General features: G+C 67.2%; 16 protein-coding genes. 5 read left to right on the top strand and 11 right to left on the bottom strand.

The window, feature by feature from the left end:
• The first annotated feature begins 10 nt into the window (after positions 1-10).
• The gene (locus tag ACO07I_RS01005; protein WP_422013444.1) at positions 11-499 is read left to right on the top strand and encodes an NUDIX hydrolase; all 489 of its coding nucleotides are present in this window, start codon (positions 11-13) and stop codon (positions 497-499) included.
• Here ACO07I_RS01005 and ACO07I_RS01000 read toward each other — a convergent pair.
• The 4 genes from ACO07I_RS01000 to ACO07I_RS00985 are packed head-to-tail and all read right to left on the bottom strand — an operon-like array spanning position 496 to position 3739.
• Positions 496-639, bottom strand: a complete 144-nt coding sequence (locus ACO07I_RS01000) for a hypothetical protein (protein ID WP_422013442.1) — start codon at positions 637-639, stop codon at positions 496-498. The two genes, ACO07I_RS01005 and ACO07I_RS01000, sit on opposite strands and share 4 nt — an antisense overlap.
• Before the next feature lie 12 nt (positions 640-651).
• Positions 652-1890: an MFS transporter gene (locus ACO07I_RS00995; protein WP_422013440.1), complete on the bottom strand. Its 1239-nt coding sequence runs from the start codon at positions 1888-1890 to the stop codon at positions 652-654.
• Complete coding sequence (locus tag ACO07I_RS00990) at positions 1887-2870, bottom strand: YheT family hydrolase (protein WP_422013438.1); 984 nt, start codon at positions 2868-2870, stop codon at positions 1887-1889. Before ACO07I_RS00990 ends, ACO07I_RS00995 begins: the two co-directional genes overlap by 4 nt.
• On the bottom strand, positions 2867-3739 hold the full coding sequence (locus tag ACO07I_RS00985) for a YheT family hydrolase (RefSeq protein WP_422013436.1): 873 nt from the start codon (positions 3737-3739) through the stop codon (positions 2867-2869). Before ACO07I_RS00985 ends, ACO07I_RS00990 begins: the two co-directional genes overlap by 4 nt.
• 167 nt (positions 3740-3906) lie before the next feature.
• Here ACO07I_RS00985 and ACO07I_RS00980 point away from each other — a divergent pair, with 167 nt between their 5' ends.
• The 3 genes from ACO07I_RS00980 to ACO07I_RS00970 are packed head-to-tail and all read left to right on the top strand — an operon-like array spanning position 3907 to position 8392.
• Positions 3907-4782 (top strand): DMT family transporter, encoded by an 876-nt coding sequence (locus ACO07I_RS00980; protein WP_422013434.1) that lies wholly within the window; start codon positions 3907-3909, stop codon positions 4780-4782.
• 9 nt (positions 4783-4791) lie between these two features.
• Entirely contained in the window at positions 4792-5949 is a 1158-nt protein-coding gene (locus ACO07I_RS00975; protein WP_422013432.1) for a CaiB/BaiF CoA transferase family protein, read from the top strand.
• Between the two features lie 4 nt (positions 5950-5953).
• Positions 5954-8392 carry a penicillin acylase family protein gene (locus tag ACO07I_RS00970; RefSeq protein ID WP_422013430.1) on the top strand — a complete coding sequence of 813 codons (2439 nt, stop codon included), beginning with the start codon at positions 5954-5956 and terminating at the stop codon, positions 8390-8392.
• A 3-nt stretch (positions 8393-8395) separates the two neighbouring features.
• Here ACO07I_RS00970 and ACO07I_RS00965 read toward each other — a convergent pair whose 3' ends face one another.
• Genes ACO07I_RS00965 through ACO07I_RS00955 form a run of 3 tightly spaced genes read right to left on the bottom strand, consistent with a single transcriptional unit; the run spans position 8396 to position 11358 of the window.
• Positions 8396-9706 (bottom strand): hemolysin family protein, encoded by a 1311-nt coding sequence (locus ACO07I_RS00965; protein ID WP_422013428.1) that lies wholly within the window; start codon positions 9704-9706, stop codon positions 8396-8398.
• Between the two features lie 12 nt (positions 9707-9718).
• On the bottom strand, positions 9719-10555 hold the full coding sequence (locus ACO07I_RS00960) for a TauD/TfdA dioxygenase family protein (RefSeq protein ID WP_422013426.1): 837 nt from the start codon (positions 10553-10555) through the stop codon (positions 9719-9721).
• 2 nt (positions 10556-10557) lie between these two features.
• A complete protein-coding gene (locus ACO07I_RS00955) occupies positions 10558-11358 on the bottom strand; it encodes an enoyl-CoA hydratase/isomerase family protein (RefSeq protein WP_422013424.1) in 801 nt (266 codons plus the stop codon).
• Between ACO07I_RS00955 and mepA the strand changes: the two genes are divergently transcribed.
• Positions 11357-12223, top strand: a complete 867-nt coding sequence (gene mepA / locus ACO07I_RS00950; RefSeq protein WP_422013422.1) for a penicillin-insensitive murein endopeptidase — start codon at positions 11357-11359, stop codon at positions 12221-12223. The genes ACO07I_RS00955 and mepA overlap by 2 nt on opposite strands.
• Here mepA and ACO07I_RS00945 read toward each other — a convergent pair whose 3' ends face one another.
• From ACO07I_RS00945 to ACO07I_RS00930, 4 genes are read right to left on the bottom strand one after another with little or no spacing between them, the layout of a single operon-like run.
• Positions 12224-12619, bottom strand: coding sequence for a hypothetical protein (locus ACO07I_RS00945; protein ID WP_422013420.1), 396 nt, complete (start codon positions 12617-12619; stop codon positions 12224-12226).
• Between the two features lie 26 nt (positions 12620-12645).
• Positions 12646-13443 carry an ABC transporter permease gene (locus ACO07I_RS00940; RefSeq protein ID WP_422013418.1) on the bottom strand — a complete coding sequence of 266 codons (798 nt, stop codon included), beginning with the start codon at positions 13441-13443 and terminating at the stop codon, positions 12646-12648.
• Complete coding sequence (locus ACO07I_RS00935; RefSeq protein WP_422013416.1) at positions 13440-14213, bottom strand: ABC transporter ATP-binding protein; 774 nt, start codon at positions 14211-14213, stop codon at positions 13440-13442. Before ACO07I_RS00935 ends, ACO07I_RS00940 begins: the two co-directional genes overlap by 4 nt.
• 7 nt (positions 14214-14220) lie before the next feature.
• Entirely contained in the window at positions 14221-15408 is a 1188-nt protein-coding gene (locus tag ACO07I_RS00930; protein ID WP_422013414.1) for a pyridoxal phosphate-dependent aminotransferase, read from the bottom strand.
• Positions 15409-15441 lie beyond the last annotated feature (33 nt).

Below are 15441 nucleotides of genomic sequence, written 5' to 3'. Positions count from 1 at the left end.
TCGCCTGCCTATGATCGAACGTCCCTCGGCCCGCCTGATCCTGCTCGATCCGCAGGACCGGCTGTTCCTGTTCAACGTCCACGATCCGCAGGTTTTCGACCCGGCCAAACCGTTCTTCGATCCCTTCTGGGTGATGATCGGCGGCATGGTCGATCCCGGCGAGGACTATGCGCAGGCCGCCGTCCGCGAAGCCGGCGAGGAAACCAAGCTGCCGGTGATCGACACGCCGCGCTGGGTCTGGAAGCGTGAGCGTGTCATGAGCTGGCGCGGCAAGCAGGTGCTGCACCGGGAGCGCTTCTTCCTGGCACGCACCGACCGCAGCGAGATCGACACGTCGGGCCTCGACGAGAAGGAACGGAGCTGGACGCTGGGCCATCGCTGGTGGACGGCCGACGAGATCGCCGCCTCCGCCGCGCGTTTCGAGCCGATCGACCTTGGCGCCCGCCTCGCGGCCCTTCTTCGCGACGGGCCGCCCACGGAGCCGCTGGCCCTCTCCTAGCGGCGGTCGCGATCCTCGCGCTCTCGCTTGCGGCGCTCCTGCTCTTCCGATGCGCCGCGATAGGCGCGCCAGGCCAGCACGAGTGCGACCAGCGAACAGGCCACTCCCACGATCATCGCCACTGGTTCCGCCTCACCCATCTCCAAGTTTCCTCAACGCGGCCTCACCGGCCCGATGATCAGCGCCTCATTCTGTCGTGAATGTGGCTTCGTTTCGGGCATGAGGGCGGCATAGATCAGCAGACCGATGCCAGCGATCCCGGCCAGGGCGAGGAAAGCCGCCGAGTAGCCGGCCGTCACGACGATCAGCCCGGCAAAGGTCGCGCTGAGCGCGGCCCCCAGCCCCAGCGCCGTCGCAATGGCGCCCTGGCTGACGTTGAAGCGCCCCGTGCCTCGCGTGAGGTCGGCGACCACCACCGGGAACAGGGCACCGAAGATCCCCGCGCCGACGCCATCCAGCGCCTGGACGCCCACCAGCCAATAGGGATCGTCGGACACCGGATAGAGCGCCCCGCGCAGCGCGAGGATCGCGAAGCCGGTGAGGAACAACGGCTTGCGCCCCCAGTCATCGGCCTTGGCACCGACGATCAGGGCGGCGGGAATCATGACGAGCTGGGCAATGACGACGCAGGCGGCCATCAGCGTCGTTCCCAGCCCTTCGTTGGCGAGGGCGAGCTTCTGGCCAACAAGCGGCAGCATCGCCGCATTGGCGAAGTGGAACAGCACGACGCAGCCGGCAAAGATCAGCAGCGGCCGGTTCTCCAGCAGGACAGAAAGTCCGGCGGGCTTGGCGTGGCCATGGTGGCTGCCGTCGTCCAGGCCCCGGGCCACGTCGTGATCGATGGCCTTGGCAGGCACGGCAAGGGTTGCGGCGATGCTGCAGATGGCCATGGCGGCCATCAGATAAAAGACCGCGATCGGCCCCATGACGTAGGCACCCGCCCCCGCCAGGACGGCCGCGACGGCGTTGCCCGCGTGGTTGAACGCCTCGTTCCGGCCGGTGCGTCGCGTGAATGCCTTGGGCCCCATGATACCCAGCGTGATCGCGGCGATCGCCGGCGCAAAGATCGAACTCGCGACACCGGCCAGCGACTGGGCGACCGCGACGGGCAGGAAACCGGGCGCAATCGGCAGGACGAGGCAACAGGCGGTCACGAGGAGCGCCGCGACGATGATCGCGGCGCGCTTGTAGCGTGTCACGTCGATGAAGCTGCCGGCCGGCGTTTGCGCCAGGATGGTCGCGATGCCGCCGATCGACATCACGACACCGATGCTGGCGGCGTCCCACTTCTGCACGGTCAGGAGATAGATCGCGAGATAGGGTCCCAGACCGTCGCGGACGTCGGCCAGGAAGAAGTTCAAGGCGTCCAGTCCGCCCTCTTGTCGCGTCATGCGGACTTGCCCCCGAAAAACTCTGTTATGGCCCGGTCGCTCCAGGGAAGTCGCTTGTCCGAACCGTGGAACCCGACATGCCCGCCCTGCGTCGGCAGCAACGGCTGCAGCGCCCGGTTGCTCGCCCAGTCGTAGCGGCTGTAGAGCGCGCCCGGAATCCAGGGATCGTCCAGCGCCGCCAGCACCAGGGTCGGCACGCGGATCCCTCCCATGAAGCGAACCGGCTTGCAGCGCTCATAGTAGTCGTCTGCGCCGGCAAAGCCGTGACGCGGCGCGATGAAGACGTCGTCATACTCCCGGATCGTGCGGGAGCCGAGAATGGCGGACCTCTCCCGCTCTTCCAGTCGCGCGCCCGGTGCGGTGGCCTCGATCTTCATCTGTCCGAGAAGGTGGCGGTGATAGACGAGGTTACGCCGTTCCAGCATCCGGCCGCATGTCACGGACAGGTCGATCGGAGCAGAGACCGCCGCCGCGGCGAGCACGGGCGCGGCCTTGCCCTCCTCGCCGAGGTACTTGAGCAGCATCGCCGCCCCCAGCGAATAGCCGACGGCGCGGACGCCATCGGCCTTGAGCCCGGCAGGGAGGTTTGCCAGCAAGCTGCGAAAATCCTGGCTGCGGCCGGCATAGTACTGGCCTGCGCAGGTCGCGCGCGACGGCCCCGCGCCCCGCAGGTTCACCCGCAGGACACGCTCGCCTGCGTTCAGCAGACAGCGGGCCATACTGACGATGTAGGAACTTTCCTGCGAGCCGGTCAGACCGTGGATCAGGAGCGTGAGTGGCTTGCCTGCAACCGGCGCCGAGGGCCGGTCGAGCGTGCAGGCCAACCTGTCACCCGTCCCGTCATTCAGATCGACGGTCATCCGCTCCGAGATGTGCGGCGCGAGGTCTCCAGACGGCGGCTTGAGAAAATTGGCGAGAGTCTGCAGATCGGGTCCCCACCAGGGGAAGCGCGGACGGAACGGCGGGAGGGCGAGGCTCACGCCTCCATGATATCAAGCCGATCGAAGAATTTCTCCACGGCAAGGTCGCACCACGGCCGCGCGCTGTCATGCGCGTGGAAGCCGATATGCCCGCCGGCGGGCGGCATCAAGGGCACGAGCGAGGGATTATCGGACCAGTTGAACTCGCGATAGTATTCGACCGGAATCCACGGATCGTCGCACGAAGCGATGACCATCGTGGGCACGCGGATCTCCGGCATGAAGGCGAGCGGCGAGCAGAGTTCGTAATAATCCTCGGCGCCACGGAAGCCATAGCGCGGCGAGATGAACCGGTCGTCGTAGTCCCACACGCTGCGCGCCGACCGGATGATCTCGCGCTCTTCGGGCGAGGTCAGGGCGCCGGGTGCCAGCGCCTCGGCCTTCATGTCGTTCAGCAGATAGGTGTGATAGAGCCAGTTGCGCGCGCGCATCATGTGCTTGCAGGTCCGGGCCAGATCGATCGGCGCACAGATGGTTGCGGCGCCCCGTAGGGGCGAAAAGGATCCTTCCTCGCCCAGATACTTGAGGAGCATCGCGCCGCCCAGCGAATAGCCGACGGCGACGATTCCGTTGGCGATCAGGTCCTCGGGGAGCTGCGACAGGACGCGGCGGAAGTCTGCGGTACGACCGACATGATAGTGCTCGCGGCAATGGGGTCGCGACGGTCCGCAACCACGCAGATTGAGGCGCAGGACGCGATATCCGCCGTCGAGCAGGTGGCGTGCCGCGTTCAGCATGTAAGCGCTGTTTTCGCTGCCCGTCAGCCCGTGGATCAGGACCGCCAGGGGACGTGCCTCCACCGGCTCGACCGGGTGGTCGAGCATGCCCAGCAGGATGTCGCCCGTGCGGTCGCCCATCGCGAATGCCATCCGCTCGCTCGTATGGGGTGCGAGATCGCACACGCGGGCCGACGTCAGCCGTATGGCGATGGTCTGGAGATCCGGGCCCCACCACGGAAACCGTGGCTTGAATGGCGGCAAATCGAGGGAATCGATGGACGGGGGCACGGCGGGTCCGTATTCACACTTTGGTTTCGATGAAAACGTTCGCCGCCGCACCAAGTTCCGCCCTGCTGGGGGTGTTGTTCGCCGTCGCTGCCGCAATCGCCTTCAGTACGGCGGGGGTCATCGTGCGCCGGATCGATCTTCCGGCCTGGGACGTCTCCTTCTGGCGCTCCGCCCTCCTTGTCGGCACCATGCTGCCGTTGCTGGTCTGGCAGCGCCGGCAGGTGATGATCGACATCCGCAATGGCGGACCGGCGCTGCTGCTCAGCGCCGTTCTGCTCGCAGGCAGCTTCGTCAGTTTCATCCTGGCCCTCGGGCTGGCGCCGGTCGCCAACGTGCTGATCATGTTCGGCGCGACTCCCTTCATCACCGCGATTGCCGCGCGCCTGTTCCTCGGCGAGCCGCTGCACCGCCACACCGTCCTCGCCATGCTCGCAGCGGTCGCCGGCCTGGCGATCAGCGTCGCCGGCTCGCTGCAGCCCGGCGCCCTCGCGGGTATGGCCGTCGCCTTCATCGTCGTGCTGTGCATGAGCGGCAACTACGTCGTCGTCCGCCATCGGCGCGACATCGGCATGACGCCCTCGATCTGGCTGGCCGGCCTGATCTCCGGCCTGGTGGCGCTGCCCTTCGCCCATCCCGAAAACGTCACCTGGGCGCAGCTCCCCTGGCTGTTTGCCCTGAGCCCGGGGCAGCTTGCGGTGGGCCTCCTGCTCTACATGGCGAGCCTCCGGCGCATCCCGGCAGCGCAGGCAGCCCTGCTCGGACTGCTCGAGCTGGTGCTGGGACCGGTCTGGGTGTGGCTGTTCGATGGCGAAAAGCCGGACGATCTCACCTTGTTCGGTGGCGTGATCGTGATCTCGGCGGCGGCGGTCAATGTGTGGCTGGATTCGCGGCGATCCACTGGCTAAGAACCGAACATGACCCAGAATACCAAGGGCCCGCTGTCGGGCATTCTCGTCGTCGATCTCTCCCGCATCCTGGCGGGTCCCTACTGCACCCTTCTGATGGCCGAAATGGGCGCCCGGGTGATCAAGGTCGAGCCGCCCAAGGGGGGCGACGACGCCCGCGCCTACGGACCCTTCGTGAACGGCAAGTCGACCTACTTCGCTTCGGTCAACCGCGGCAAGGAGAGCATCGCGCTCGACCTCAAGAACGACGAGCACCGCAAGATCTTCGAGCAGCTCCTCGAGAAGGCCGACGTCGTCGTCGAGAATTTTCGCCCCGGCACGATGGAGAAGCTGGGCTATGGCTGGGACACGCTGCACGCCAAGTATCCCAATCTGATCTACGCCTCCGCCTCGGGCTTCGGCCACACCGGCCCCAACTCCAAGGATCCCGCCTACGACATGGTCATGCAGGGCCAGGGCGGCATCATGAGCATCACCGGCAACGAGGGGCAGCCGCCGAGCCGGGTCGGCATGTCGATCGGCGACATCGGCGCCGGGCTCTACACGGCCGTCGCGGTGAATGCGGCGCTCGTCCACCGCCTGAAGACCGGGGAGTCCACCAAGGTCGACATCGCGATGTTCGACTGCCAGCTCGCGCTGCTCGAGAACGCGATCATGCGCTACACGGTCGAGAAGGAAATCCCTGGCCCGCTCGGCGCGCGCCATCCGACCATCACGCCGTTCGAGGCCTTCGCAACTTCCGACGGCTCGATGATCATCGCGGCGGGCAACGACAGCCTGTTCATCAAGATGTGCGAGGCGCTCGGCCGGTCCGACATGGCGAGCGATCCCGCCTACAAGTCGAACGCGCTGCGCCAGAAGAGCCAAAAGAAGCTGAAGGACGAAATCGAGTCGGTCCTGAAGACAAACACGACCGAGCACTGGATTGGCGTCGTGTCCAAGGGCGGTGTGCCCTGCGGCCCGATCAACAACATCGCGCAGGCCATCGAGCATCCGCAGGTCGCCGCACGGAACATGCTGGTCGACGTGCCGGACGGCAGCGGCGGCACGCTGAAGCTGGCAGGCAACCCACTGAAGATGTCGGCCTTCCCCGATCCGACCACCCGGCCGGCCGCGCCGGACCTCGACGGCGACCGCGACGCGATCCTCTCCTACCTCGGCGGTTGAGCCCGTGAGGCTGTTGGTCCGCGTCGCAGCCTTTCTCGGAAAGTTCCTGCTCGGTACGGCGCTGGCCCTCGCGGTCTTCCTGGCCGGCACCTACTTCCACATGCTCGGGGCCCTGCCGAGCTATGCCGGCCAGCTCGAGGCCGCTGGCCTCAAGGCTCCGGTCGAGATCCTGCGCGACAAGAATGCCGTACCGCACATCATCGCGGGATCGATCGAGGACGCGTCCTTCGCCCTGGGCTACGTCCATGCCCAGGACCGGTTCTGGCAGATGGAGCTGATGCGCCGCATCGGCCAGGGGCGGTTGGCGGAACTCGTCCCGCCGGCCGTGGTCGGCCAGGGACTGGTCGACAGCGACCGCACCATGCGCGGCCTCGGCGTCTACCGCCGCGCCACGGAAAGCGTGGGCGCGCTCTCGCCCGCCATGCGCACCCGCCTGGAGGCGTATGCCGCGGGGGTGAACGCCTGGATCTCCAACGACGCCCAGCAGTACGGGCTGGAGCTTTCGCTGATCAAGCTCCTGTCCGGCGGCCGTTATCGGCCGGAGCCGTGGCGGCCGGCGGATTCGCTGGTCTGGGCCAAGCTCATGGCGCTCGGCCTCGACGGCAACTGGCGCGCCGAGCTCCTGCGCCTGCGGCTGTCCCAGAAGATCGGCGAGGACGGGGTCAAGTTCCTGATCCAGCCGTCCGGCGACAGCAAGGACTCGACGCTTTCGATGGTCATGGCCGCGGTCAGGGACATCGATCTCGACCGCATCTTCCGCGGCACCGACAATGAGGTGACGCGCAAGCGCGAGGCTTCCAACGAATGGGTCCTGTCGGGCGCCCATGCGGTCTCGGGACGCCCGCTCCTCGCCAACGACCCGCATCTCGGCTTCAGCTTTCCCGGCGTCTGGTACCTCGCCCGCCTGGTCGGCCCGGGCTTCGACATTCGCGGTGCCACATCCCCGGGCTCTCCCGCCGTGGTGCTGGGCCACAACGGCACGATCGGCTGGGGCTTCACGACCACCAACCTCGACAGCCAGGACGTCTTCGTCGAGCGCGTCGATCCGACCGATCCCAACCGCTACATCACGCCCGACGGCGCCCGCCCCTTCGCGGTGCGCGACGAGACGATCAAGGTCGCCTGGGGCGATCCCATCACGATGCGCGTGCGCGAGACGCGGCACGGGCCGGTGATCGACGACTTCGTCCGCCGCGGCGACAATCTCACGCCGCAGGGACATGTCCTTGCGCTGCAGGCGACCGCGCTCGACGGCGCCGACACCTCGGCCGAGGGCTTCGCCCGCATCGGCTCGGCACAGAACTGGGAAGAATTCCTGTCCGCGGCACGGCGCATCGTCTCGCCCATGCAGAACATGGTCTATGCCGACACGTCGGGGAACATCGGCCTGATCTCGCCGGCGCGCGTGCCGATCCGGCGCAAGGGCGACGGCTCGATGCCGGTGCCGGGCTGGACGTCGGAATTCGACTGGGCGGGCTACGTGCCATTCGACGACCTGCCGAGAGTCTATAATCCGGGGGTCGGCGTGATCGTAAACGCCAACGGCCGCCTCGTGCCCGACGACTACCGTCACTTCATCAGCCGGGACTGGGCCGAACCCTATCGCCAGCGCCGCGCCGCCCAGCTCCTGGGCGAGGTCCAGCGCCATCCGGTCTACGGCATGATCGTCATGCAGGCCGACAATCTCACGCTCGACGCCGCGGAGATGCTGCCCTACCTGCTGAAGGGCACGCCGCGCAACGCCCGTGCCGCCCAGGCCCGCGAGCTGCTCGCGCGGTGGAACATGTTCATGATGGCAAGCCGGCCCGAGCCCTTGATCTACGACGCCTGGCTCGCCGAGCTGCAGAAGGGCCTGTTGGGCGACGAGCTGGGGGAGGATCTCTATGCCTCCCTGGCCGTGCCCAACGTCCCCCTGCTGGTGCGCATCCTGCGCGACAAGCCGGGCTGGTGCGACGATGGCGGCACGCGCCAGACCGAGTCGTGCGAGGATGCGGTCGCCCTGGCGCTCGACCGGGCACTCGACTGGATCGTACGGCGCCAAGGGCCCGACATGACCAAATGGCAATGGGGCCGCGAACATCTGGCGGTGCATCGCCATCCGTTGTTCGACGGCATCCCTCTCCTGCGCGACATCGCGTCGGTGCGCTACCCGTCGGACGGCGGCAACCAGACGCTCAACCGCGCCTCGCCCTCGTTCCGCGGCAACCGCCCGTTCGACGCCGTTCACGGCGCCGGCTATCGCGGCATCTACGATTTCAGCGATCTCGAGAACAGCCGGTTCGCGACGCCGCTCGGACAATCCGGAAACATGCTGTCGCCGTGGGCTCGCAACTTCGTCGAGCCGTGGCAGAAGCTCGCCTACATCAACATCGGCGGCACCCGCGCCGAGACGGCCCGCAGCGCCATCGGCACGCTGACCTTGTCGCCTCCCTCGATGCGCTGAGGGTCAGGCCTCGAGAGTCGGCGTGCGGCGCACCAGCAGCTTGTCGATGCGCCGCCCGTCCATGTCGACGATCTCGAAGGTCCAGTCTTCGTAGGTGAATTGCTCGCCAGCCACCGGCAGATGGCCAAGCTGGGCCAGCGCGAAGCCCGCGATCGTATGGAACCTGGTGCTGACCGGAAGCTTGTCGAGATGCAGCCGATCCAGGGTCGCATGGACCGGCGCCATGCCGTCGATCAGCAGCGAACCATCCTCCCGCTCGACCACGTCGGGCCCCTCGCCCAGCGCCTCCGGAAGATCGCCGGCGAGCGCCTCCAGCATGTCGGCCTGGGTGACGATCCCCTCGATGCCGCCATACTCGTCGACGACGACGGCGAGCCGCACCGGCGACTTCTTGAACAGCTCCAGCACCTTGAAGATCGGCATGGCCTCGTGGACCATCAGCGGTACGGCGATCACCGCGCCGGGATCGATCGCGCCGCCGCGCAGCATCTGGTTCAGCAGATCGGTCTTGGTCACGGTGCCCAGCAGATTGTCGATGCTGCCCTGCCCCACGAGCATCTGCTCGTAGGGACTTTCCAGTACCGTCCGCACGATCTCGTCGCGTCCGTCGCTCGTGTCGATCCAGTCGAGTTCCGTGCGCGGCGTCATGATCTCGCCGATCCGGCGATTGCCGATTTCGAGCGCGCGGACCATGACCTCTTCCTGGGCGTCCTGCAGCAGGCCGGCATCCTGGCTGGCCTCGACCAGGAGCTTCAGCTCCCCGGGCGAATGCAGCGATTCCTCGCCCGTCCCCGGCCGCAGGCCACACAGCCTCAGGACGAGGTTTCCCATCCCGTTCAGCACCAGGATCGCCGGGCTGAGCAGCCACCGGAACAGGCTGAGCGGCCGCACCACCCAGAGGGCGGTGCCCTCGCTGCGCTGGAGCGCAAGGCTCTTGGGCGCCAGTTCGCCCAGCACGATGTGCAGCGCCGTGATCAGCAGGAAGGAGATGCCGACGGCGATTGCGTAGGCGCTGATGCCGGCTGTCGTGCCCCAGAGTCGCGCCAGAGGCTCTTCGATCAGGTGTGCGATCGCCGGCTCACCGATCCAGCCCAGCGCCAGAGACGAGATCGTGATGCCGAGCTGCGTCGCCGCGAGGTTGGAGTCGAGATGGTCGAGGGCGCGCACCAGCGCCTTGGCGTTGATCCGCCCTGAGGCGGCGAGTTCGATGACCCGACTGCGGCGGACGGCCACCAGCGAGAACTCGGCGGCCACGAAGAACCCGTTGGCCGCGACCAGCACCAGGACCGCCAGCAGACCTCCCGCGTCGGACATGCGCCTCTCCCTCTATCGCGGTTTGTCGCCGGCCAGCGTGATCCGGTGCATGACGCGCCGGAAGCCGTGATAGTCGTTGATCGGATTGTGCATGGCGCAGCGATTGTCCCAGAACGCCAAGGATCCCGCTTCCCAGCGGAAGCGGCAGGTGAACTCGGGCCGTGTCTGGTGCTCCCACAGGAAGCGCAGCAGCGGCAGGCTCTCCTTCTCGGTCCAGCCCTTGATGTGCGCGGTATGGGCGTCGGACGTGTAGAGCGCCTTGCGGCCGGTCTCCGGATGGGTACGCACGATCGGATGCTCGGCCGTCATCACCTTGAGCTCGGCGCCCGCGGCCTTCATGCGATCCTCTCGGGTCTTTGTCACATCGGCCTTGGCCGAGGAGCTGACGCCCACCAGCCCGTCGAGCGTCGCCTTCAGCCCGTCCGACAGGGCCTCGTAGGCGAGATACTGGTTGGCGAACATCGTGTCGCCTCCGAAGGCCGGGACCTCGCGCGCCAGCAGCATGCTGCCCATCGGCGGGACCGGCAGGTAGGTCGTGTCGGAGTGCCAGATGCCACCGAAGTTGTTGCGCTCGTGCTCGAGCTTCACCACCGGGGTGATCATCGGCGATTCAGGGAGACCCTTGAGCTGCGGATACTCGACGGGCTCGCCGAATTTGCGCGCGAAGGCGAGCTGCTGCAGCGGCGTGACGGCCTGGTCGCGCAGGAAGATCACGAGATGGTCGAGGAAGGCCTGGCGCATCTCGGCCACGACCTCGGCATCGAGATCCCGGGCCATGTCGACGCCGTGAATCTCCGCGCCCAGTGCACCCGCGATCGGCCTCACTTCGATGTGGCGATAGTTTCGCATGTCTACCTCTTGGCCCATGAGGGCGTGGTCTTCGCCATGAAATGCCGGATGCCTTCGGCAGCCTCCGGTTGGCGCAGCAACCCGACTAGGTTTCCCGCCGCCTCGTCGAGCACGTCGAGATCGTCCTTCTTCGCGCAGGACTGCACCAGCCGCTTGGCCACGGCCAGCGCCTTGGGCTCCATCCGCAGAATGTCGTCCAGCACGCTCTGCAGCGTCGCCTCGACCTCGCCGCCGGTGGCGCAGAGATGACGGCCGATCCCGAGCCGGTAGGACTCCGCAGCATCGATCACGCGGCCGGTCACGGCGAGGTCGCGCACCGGCCCCTCACCCAGACGCCGCACCAGGAAGGGAATGATCTGCGAGGGGATGAAGCCCACCCGGGGTTCGGGAATGCCGAAGCGGGCGTCCTCCCGGAGGATGACGACGTCCGAACAGCAGGCCATGCCGAACCCGGCCCCGACGGCCGAGCCTTCGACGACGGCAATGGTGGCTTGCGGCAGGGATTCCAGCGCCAGCAGCGCGTTGCCGAACTGACGATAGGTCGGGAGCAGCGGGTCGGTGCCGCCCGGCGGCACGGGCGGCAGGTCGGCCATCGTGTCGAGATCGCCCCCGGCGCAGAAGTGCCCACCTGCCCCGCGCAGTACGAGCACGCGGCAGGCGGCGTCGTTGCCGATGCCGACGAAGGCATCCTCCAGCTCCAGCATCATGCGGTGCGTCAGCGCATTGCGCCGCTGCGGCCGGTTCAATGTCAGGTATGTGACAGCGCCCTGCCGGTCGATCTCGAGGAACTCGTAGTCGCCCATGGGCAAAGTCTTAGCGAGCGACTATCGTGCCAACAAGATGATGCGTTTCGCGGTTCCGCTGTTCGCGGCTCTCCTTTTCCTCACGAACGCGGCCCGCGCCGACGACTGGGCCACGGTCCAGACGCCCGCGCCCGGCCCGACCCAGTCGATCGGCTTCTATACCGCCGGATGCCTGCAGGGCGCCCAGGCGCTGCCGCTGGAAGGCCCCGGCTACGAGGCCATCCGGGTCAGCCGCAACCGTTATTGGGGCCAGCCGGTCACGATAGAGTTCATCAAGACCCTGTCGGAGAAGATCCGGGCCGCCGGACAGGCCCATCTCTACATCGGCGACATCGGCCAGCCGCGCGGCGGTCCCGCCCCGTCAGGCCATGCCAGCCATCAGATCGGGCTCGACGCCGACATCTGGTTCGAGCGCCAGCCCGGACCAAGTCGCACGCCTGCAGACCGTGAGAATCCACGCCTGCGCTCCCTGGTGCTTGCCGACGACAGCGGCATAGACGACTCGGTCTTCAACGAGCAGCATGTCTTCCTGCTGAGGACGGCCGCGCAGATGCCGAATCTGGACCGCATGTTCGTCAACAAGTGGATCAAGCAGCGGCTCTGCCAGACGGTCGGCGGCGACCGCTCGTGGCTGCGCAAGCTGGTCCCCTGGTACGGGCACGATTCGCACTTCCATGTCCGCCTCTACTGCCCGCCGGGCAATCCGCAGTGCCAGCCGCAGGCGGACTACGCGCAGGACGACGGCTGCGGCGAAGCGCTCGACTCATGGTTCCGCAAGGCGCCGGTCGTTCCGCCGACCACACCGCCCAAGCCTTATCGGCCGAAACTGCCGGCGGCCTGTACCGCGGTGCTGAACGCCCGGTAGTTAGCCGATCCCGCCACAGCGGTTGGCGCGCTGGCGGGCCTGAACGTCGAGCCAGTCGAGACCGCCCACCGTGCCGACCCGGATCCAGTCGACCTGGATCGTGCCGTCGGGCACGCGCTTCACGACATATCGCGATTCCGCCTGCGGCGCGCTCTGCGGCACGTACAGGACCGTCGTCGTGCCGGGCGCCGAGGACGGCTCGATGTTGACGACGAACCCGCTGGCGGCCGGCGCCGCAAGGCAGGTCACCATCGAGTCATAGGGAACCGTGTAGACGCTGGACCAAGCCGGCACCAGCTTCGGCGGCGTAATGGGCTCGCTGCCCAGTTTGTCCACGGTCGAGCACGCTGCGGCGGCGAGCGAAAGAAGTGCGGGAACCATCACGTGCTTGAACATCACTCACCTCCGGAAACGGCCCTATTCTACTCGCCCTGGCCAAGGAGTGAACCGGCCCGGCGCGACGAGCGAAAGAACCACTGGAAAACCTGGAAGCCGATCACGAGGTAGACCGCCGACAGCCCGAAAGCGAGGGCCAGCATGTCCCAATGGACCGTCTTCTCCAGCATGATCGAGCGCATGCCCTCGAAGATGTAGGCCGGCGGCAATCCCCAGGCGATGACCTGCAGCCAGTGCGGCAGCACGGAGATGGGATAATAGACCCCGCTCACCGGCATCAGCACGAACACCGCCGCCCAGGCAAAGCTCTCCGCACTCTGCCCCACTCGCATCACCAGGCCCGACATGGCGAGCCCGATAGACCAGGAGAACATCTGCAGGATCACGAAGAAGGCGAGCAGCGGCAGGCCGAGCGTGTAGATCGAATAGCCGAAGAATGCCCAGGCCATCAGCGACACCGGGATCATGCCCAGGAGGGTACGCAGCAGCGACGCGATGATGATGCCGGCGGCCAGTTCCCAGGAACGGATGGGACTGACGAAGAGATGGCCGAGGTTGCGCGACCAGATCTCCTCCAGGAAGGCGATCGAAAGCGAGAGATTGCCGCGGACGACGACTTCCCAGAGCAGCAGCCCGGAGAGGAGCACCCCGGCGGCCTGCGCCACGAACGACGCCTGGGGCAGCAGGTACTGGGTCATGAAACCCCACATCACCATCTGCACGGCCGGCCAGTAGATCGAATCGACCAGGCGCATCACCGAGCTGCGCCAGAGATAGATGTGGCGCAGCACCAGGGCGTAGATGCGCTGCAGTGAGCCGCTCATGACGCACTCCCGTCCCGCTTGAGCGCTTCGAGCCCGCGTCCCCGGCCGCGCGCCATGTCGAGGAACACCTCCTCCATGTCCTCGCGGCCGAACCGCTCCAGCAGTTCCCTGGGGCTGCCGCGCTCGAACACCCTGCCCGACTGCAGCAGGATGACGTCGTCGCACAGCCGTTCGACCTCGGCCATGTTGTGCGACGCGAGCAGGATCGTGGCGTGGGTTTCGTGCTGGTAGGTTTCGAGATAGCCGCGCACCCAGTCGGCGGTGTCGGGATCGAGCGAGGCCGTCGGCTCGTCGAGCAGCAGCACGTCGGGCCGGTTGATCAGTGCCTTGGCCAGCGCCACCCGCGTCTTCTGACCGGCCGAGAGCTTGCCCGCCGGGCGATCGAGGAACGCCGAGACCTGCATGTGCTCGGCGATCTCGTCGATGCGATGGCGCAGATCCTTCACACCGTAGAGCCGACCGTAGAACTGCAGGTTCTGGCGCACCGTCAGGCGATGCGGCAGGTCGACATAGGGTGAGGAGAAATTCATCCGCGGCAGCGCCGCGTAGCGTCGCCGCAGCATGTCGATGCCGAGGATCTCGATGCTGCCGGCCGTCGGCTCCAGCAGCCCGAGCAACATGGCGATGGTCGTCGTCTTGCCTGCCCCGTTGCCGCCGAGCAGTCCCAGCACGGCGCCGCGCGGCGCCGAGAAGCTCAGATCGTCGACCGCGACGATCTCGCCATACACCTTGCGCAGGTGCTGGACCACGATGGAGGGAGATGCGGGCATGCCGGCATCACAACGCCTTGACGGCCGCTTCGATGCGATCAAGGCCCTTGCTCAACCGCTCCGCGCTCGACGCGAAGCACAGCCGCACATTGCCCTGCCCGCCCGGTCCGAAGGCCTCGCCGGGCGCCAGCCCCACCTTGTATTGCTTCGCCAAGGTCTTGCAGAAGGCCAGCGTGTCGCTGACGCCCTCGACCGAGAAAAAGGCGTAGAAGGCCGCGTCCGGCCGCGCGATCTTCACGTTCGGCAGCGCGGAGAGGCGCTGGAACACCAGCTCGCCACCCGACCGGCAGCGCTCGACCATTTCGTGGACGAAATCGTCGCCCTGCTCCAGCGCCGCGACCGCGCCCTTCTGCAGGAAGGCGGGAACGCCCGAGGTGTTGATCTGGACCAGCTTGGCAAACTGGTCGCCCAGCGCCGCCGGATGGGTGAGCCAGCCCAGGCGCCAGCCCGTCATGGCCCACGGCTTGGAGAAGCTGTTGAGCACGATGACCGGATCGTCCGGCCCGGCCAGTTCGAGGAAGGACGGCGCCACCTGACGGCCGTCGGGTCGCTTCGTATAGATCAGGCGGGCATAGACCTCGTCGGCCATGATCCAGACGCCGCGCTTGCGCGCGAAGTCCAGCAGGGCCGCCTGCTCCTCGGTGGACATCGTCCAGCCCGTCGGATTGCCCGGCGAATTCACGAAGATCGCCCGCGTACGGTCATCGACGGCGTCGAAGATCTTCTGCAGGTCGAGCGTCCAGCCGCCGGCCGGCGTCCGGTCGAGGGCCACGTATTTCGGGACGCCGCCCACCAGCTTCGTCGCCGACGTGATGTTCGGCCAGATCGGCGAGACGATGACGACATTGTCGCCGGGATCGAGCAGGAGCTGGCAGGTCAGCAGGATGGCCTGCATGCCGCCGGTCGTCACCGTCAGGCGCTCCATCGGGCATTTGATCCGGTAGAGCCGTTCCGTATAGGCCGACAGGGCACTGCGCAGCTCCGGAATCCCCCGCTGCCACGTATAGAACGTCTCGCCCGCCTGAAGGCCCTTGGCCGCCGCCTCGCGCACGAAGTCCGGCGTCACGAGATCGCTCTCGCCGAACCACATCGGCACCACGTCGGGATCGCCGAACACGGTCATCGCCACTTCGGAAATGGGCGTTTCGGCCAGGCCGGCGGTGGCGCCGCTCAGCGAAGCCGGGAGGCCCGGCACGACAAATCTGGGGTGGTCCTGCATCCTTGGGAC

The sequence above is a fragment of the Reyranella sp. genome (genome assembly GCF_965227665.1).
Taxonomy (GTDB): domain Bacteria; phylum Pseudomonadota; class Alphaproteobacteria; order Reyranellales; family Reyranellaceae; genus Reyranella.
This window is presented reverse-complemented; position numbering and strand designations above follow the sequence as displayed.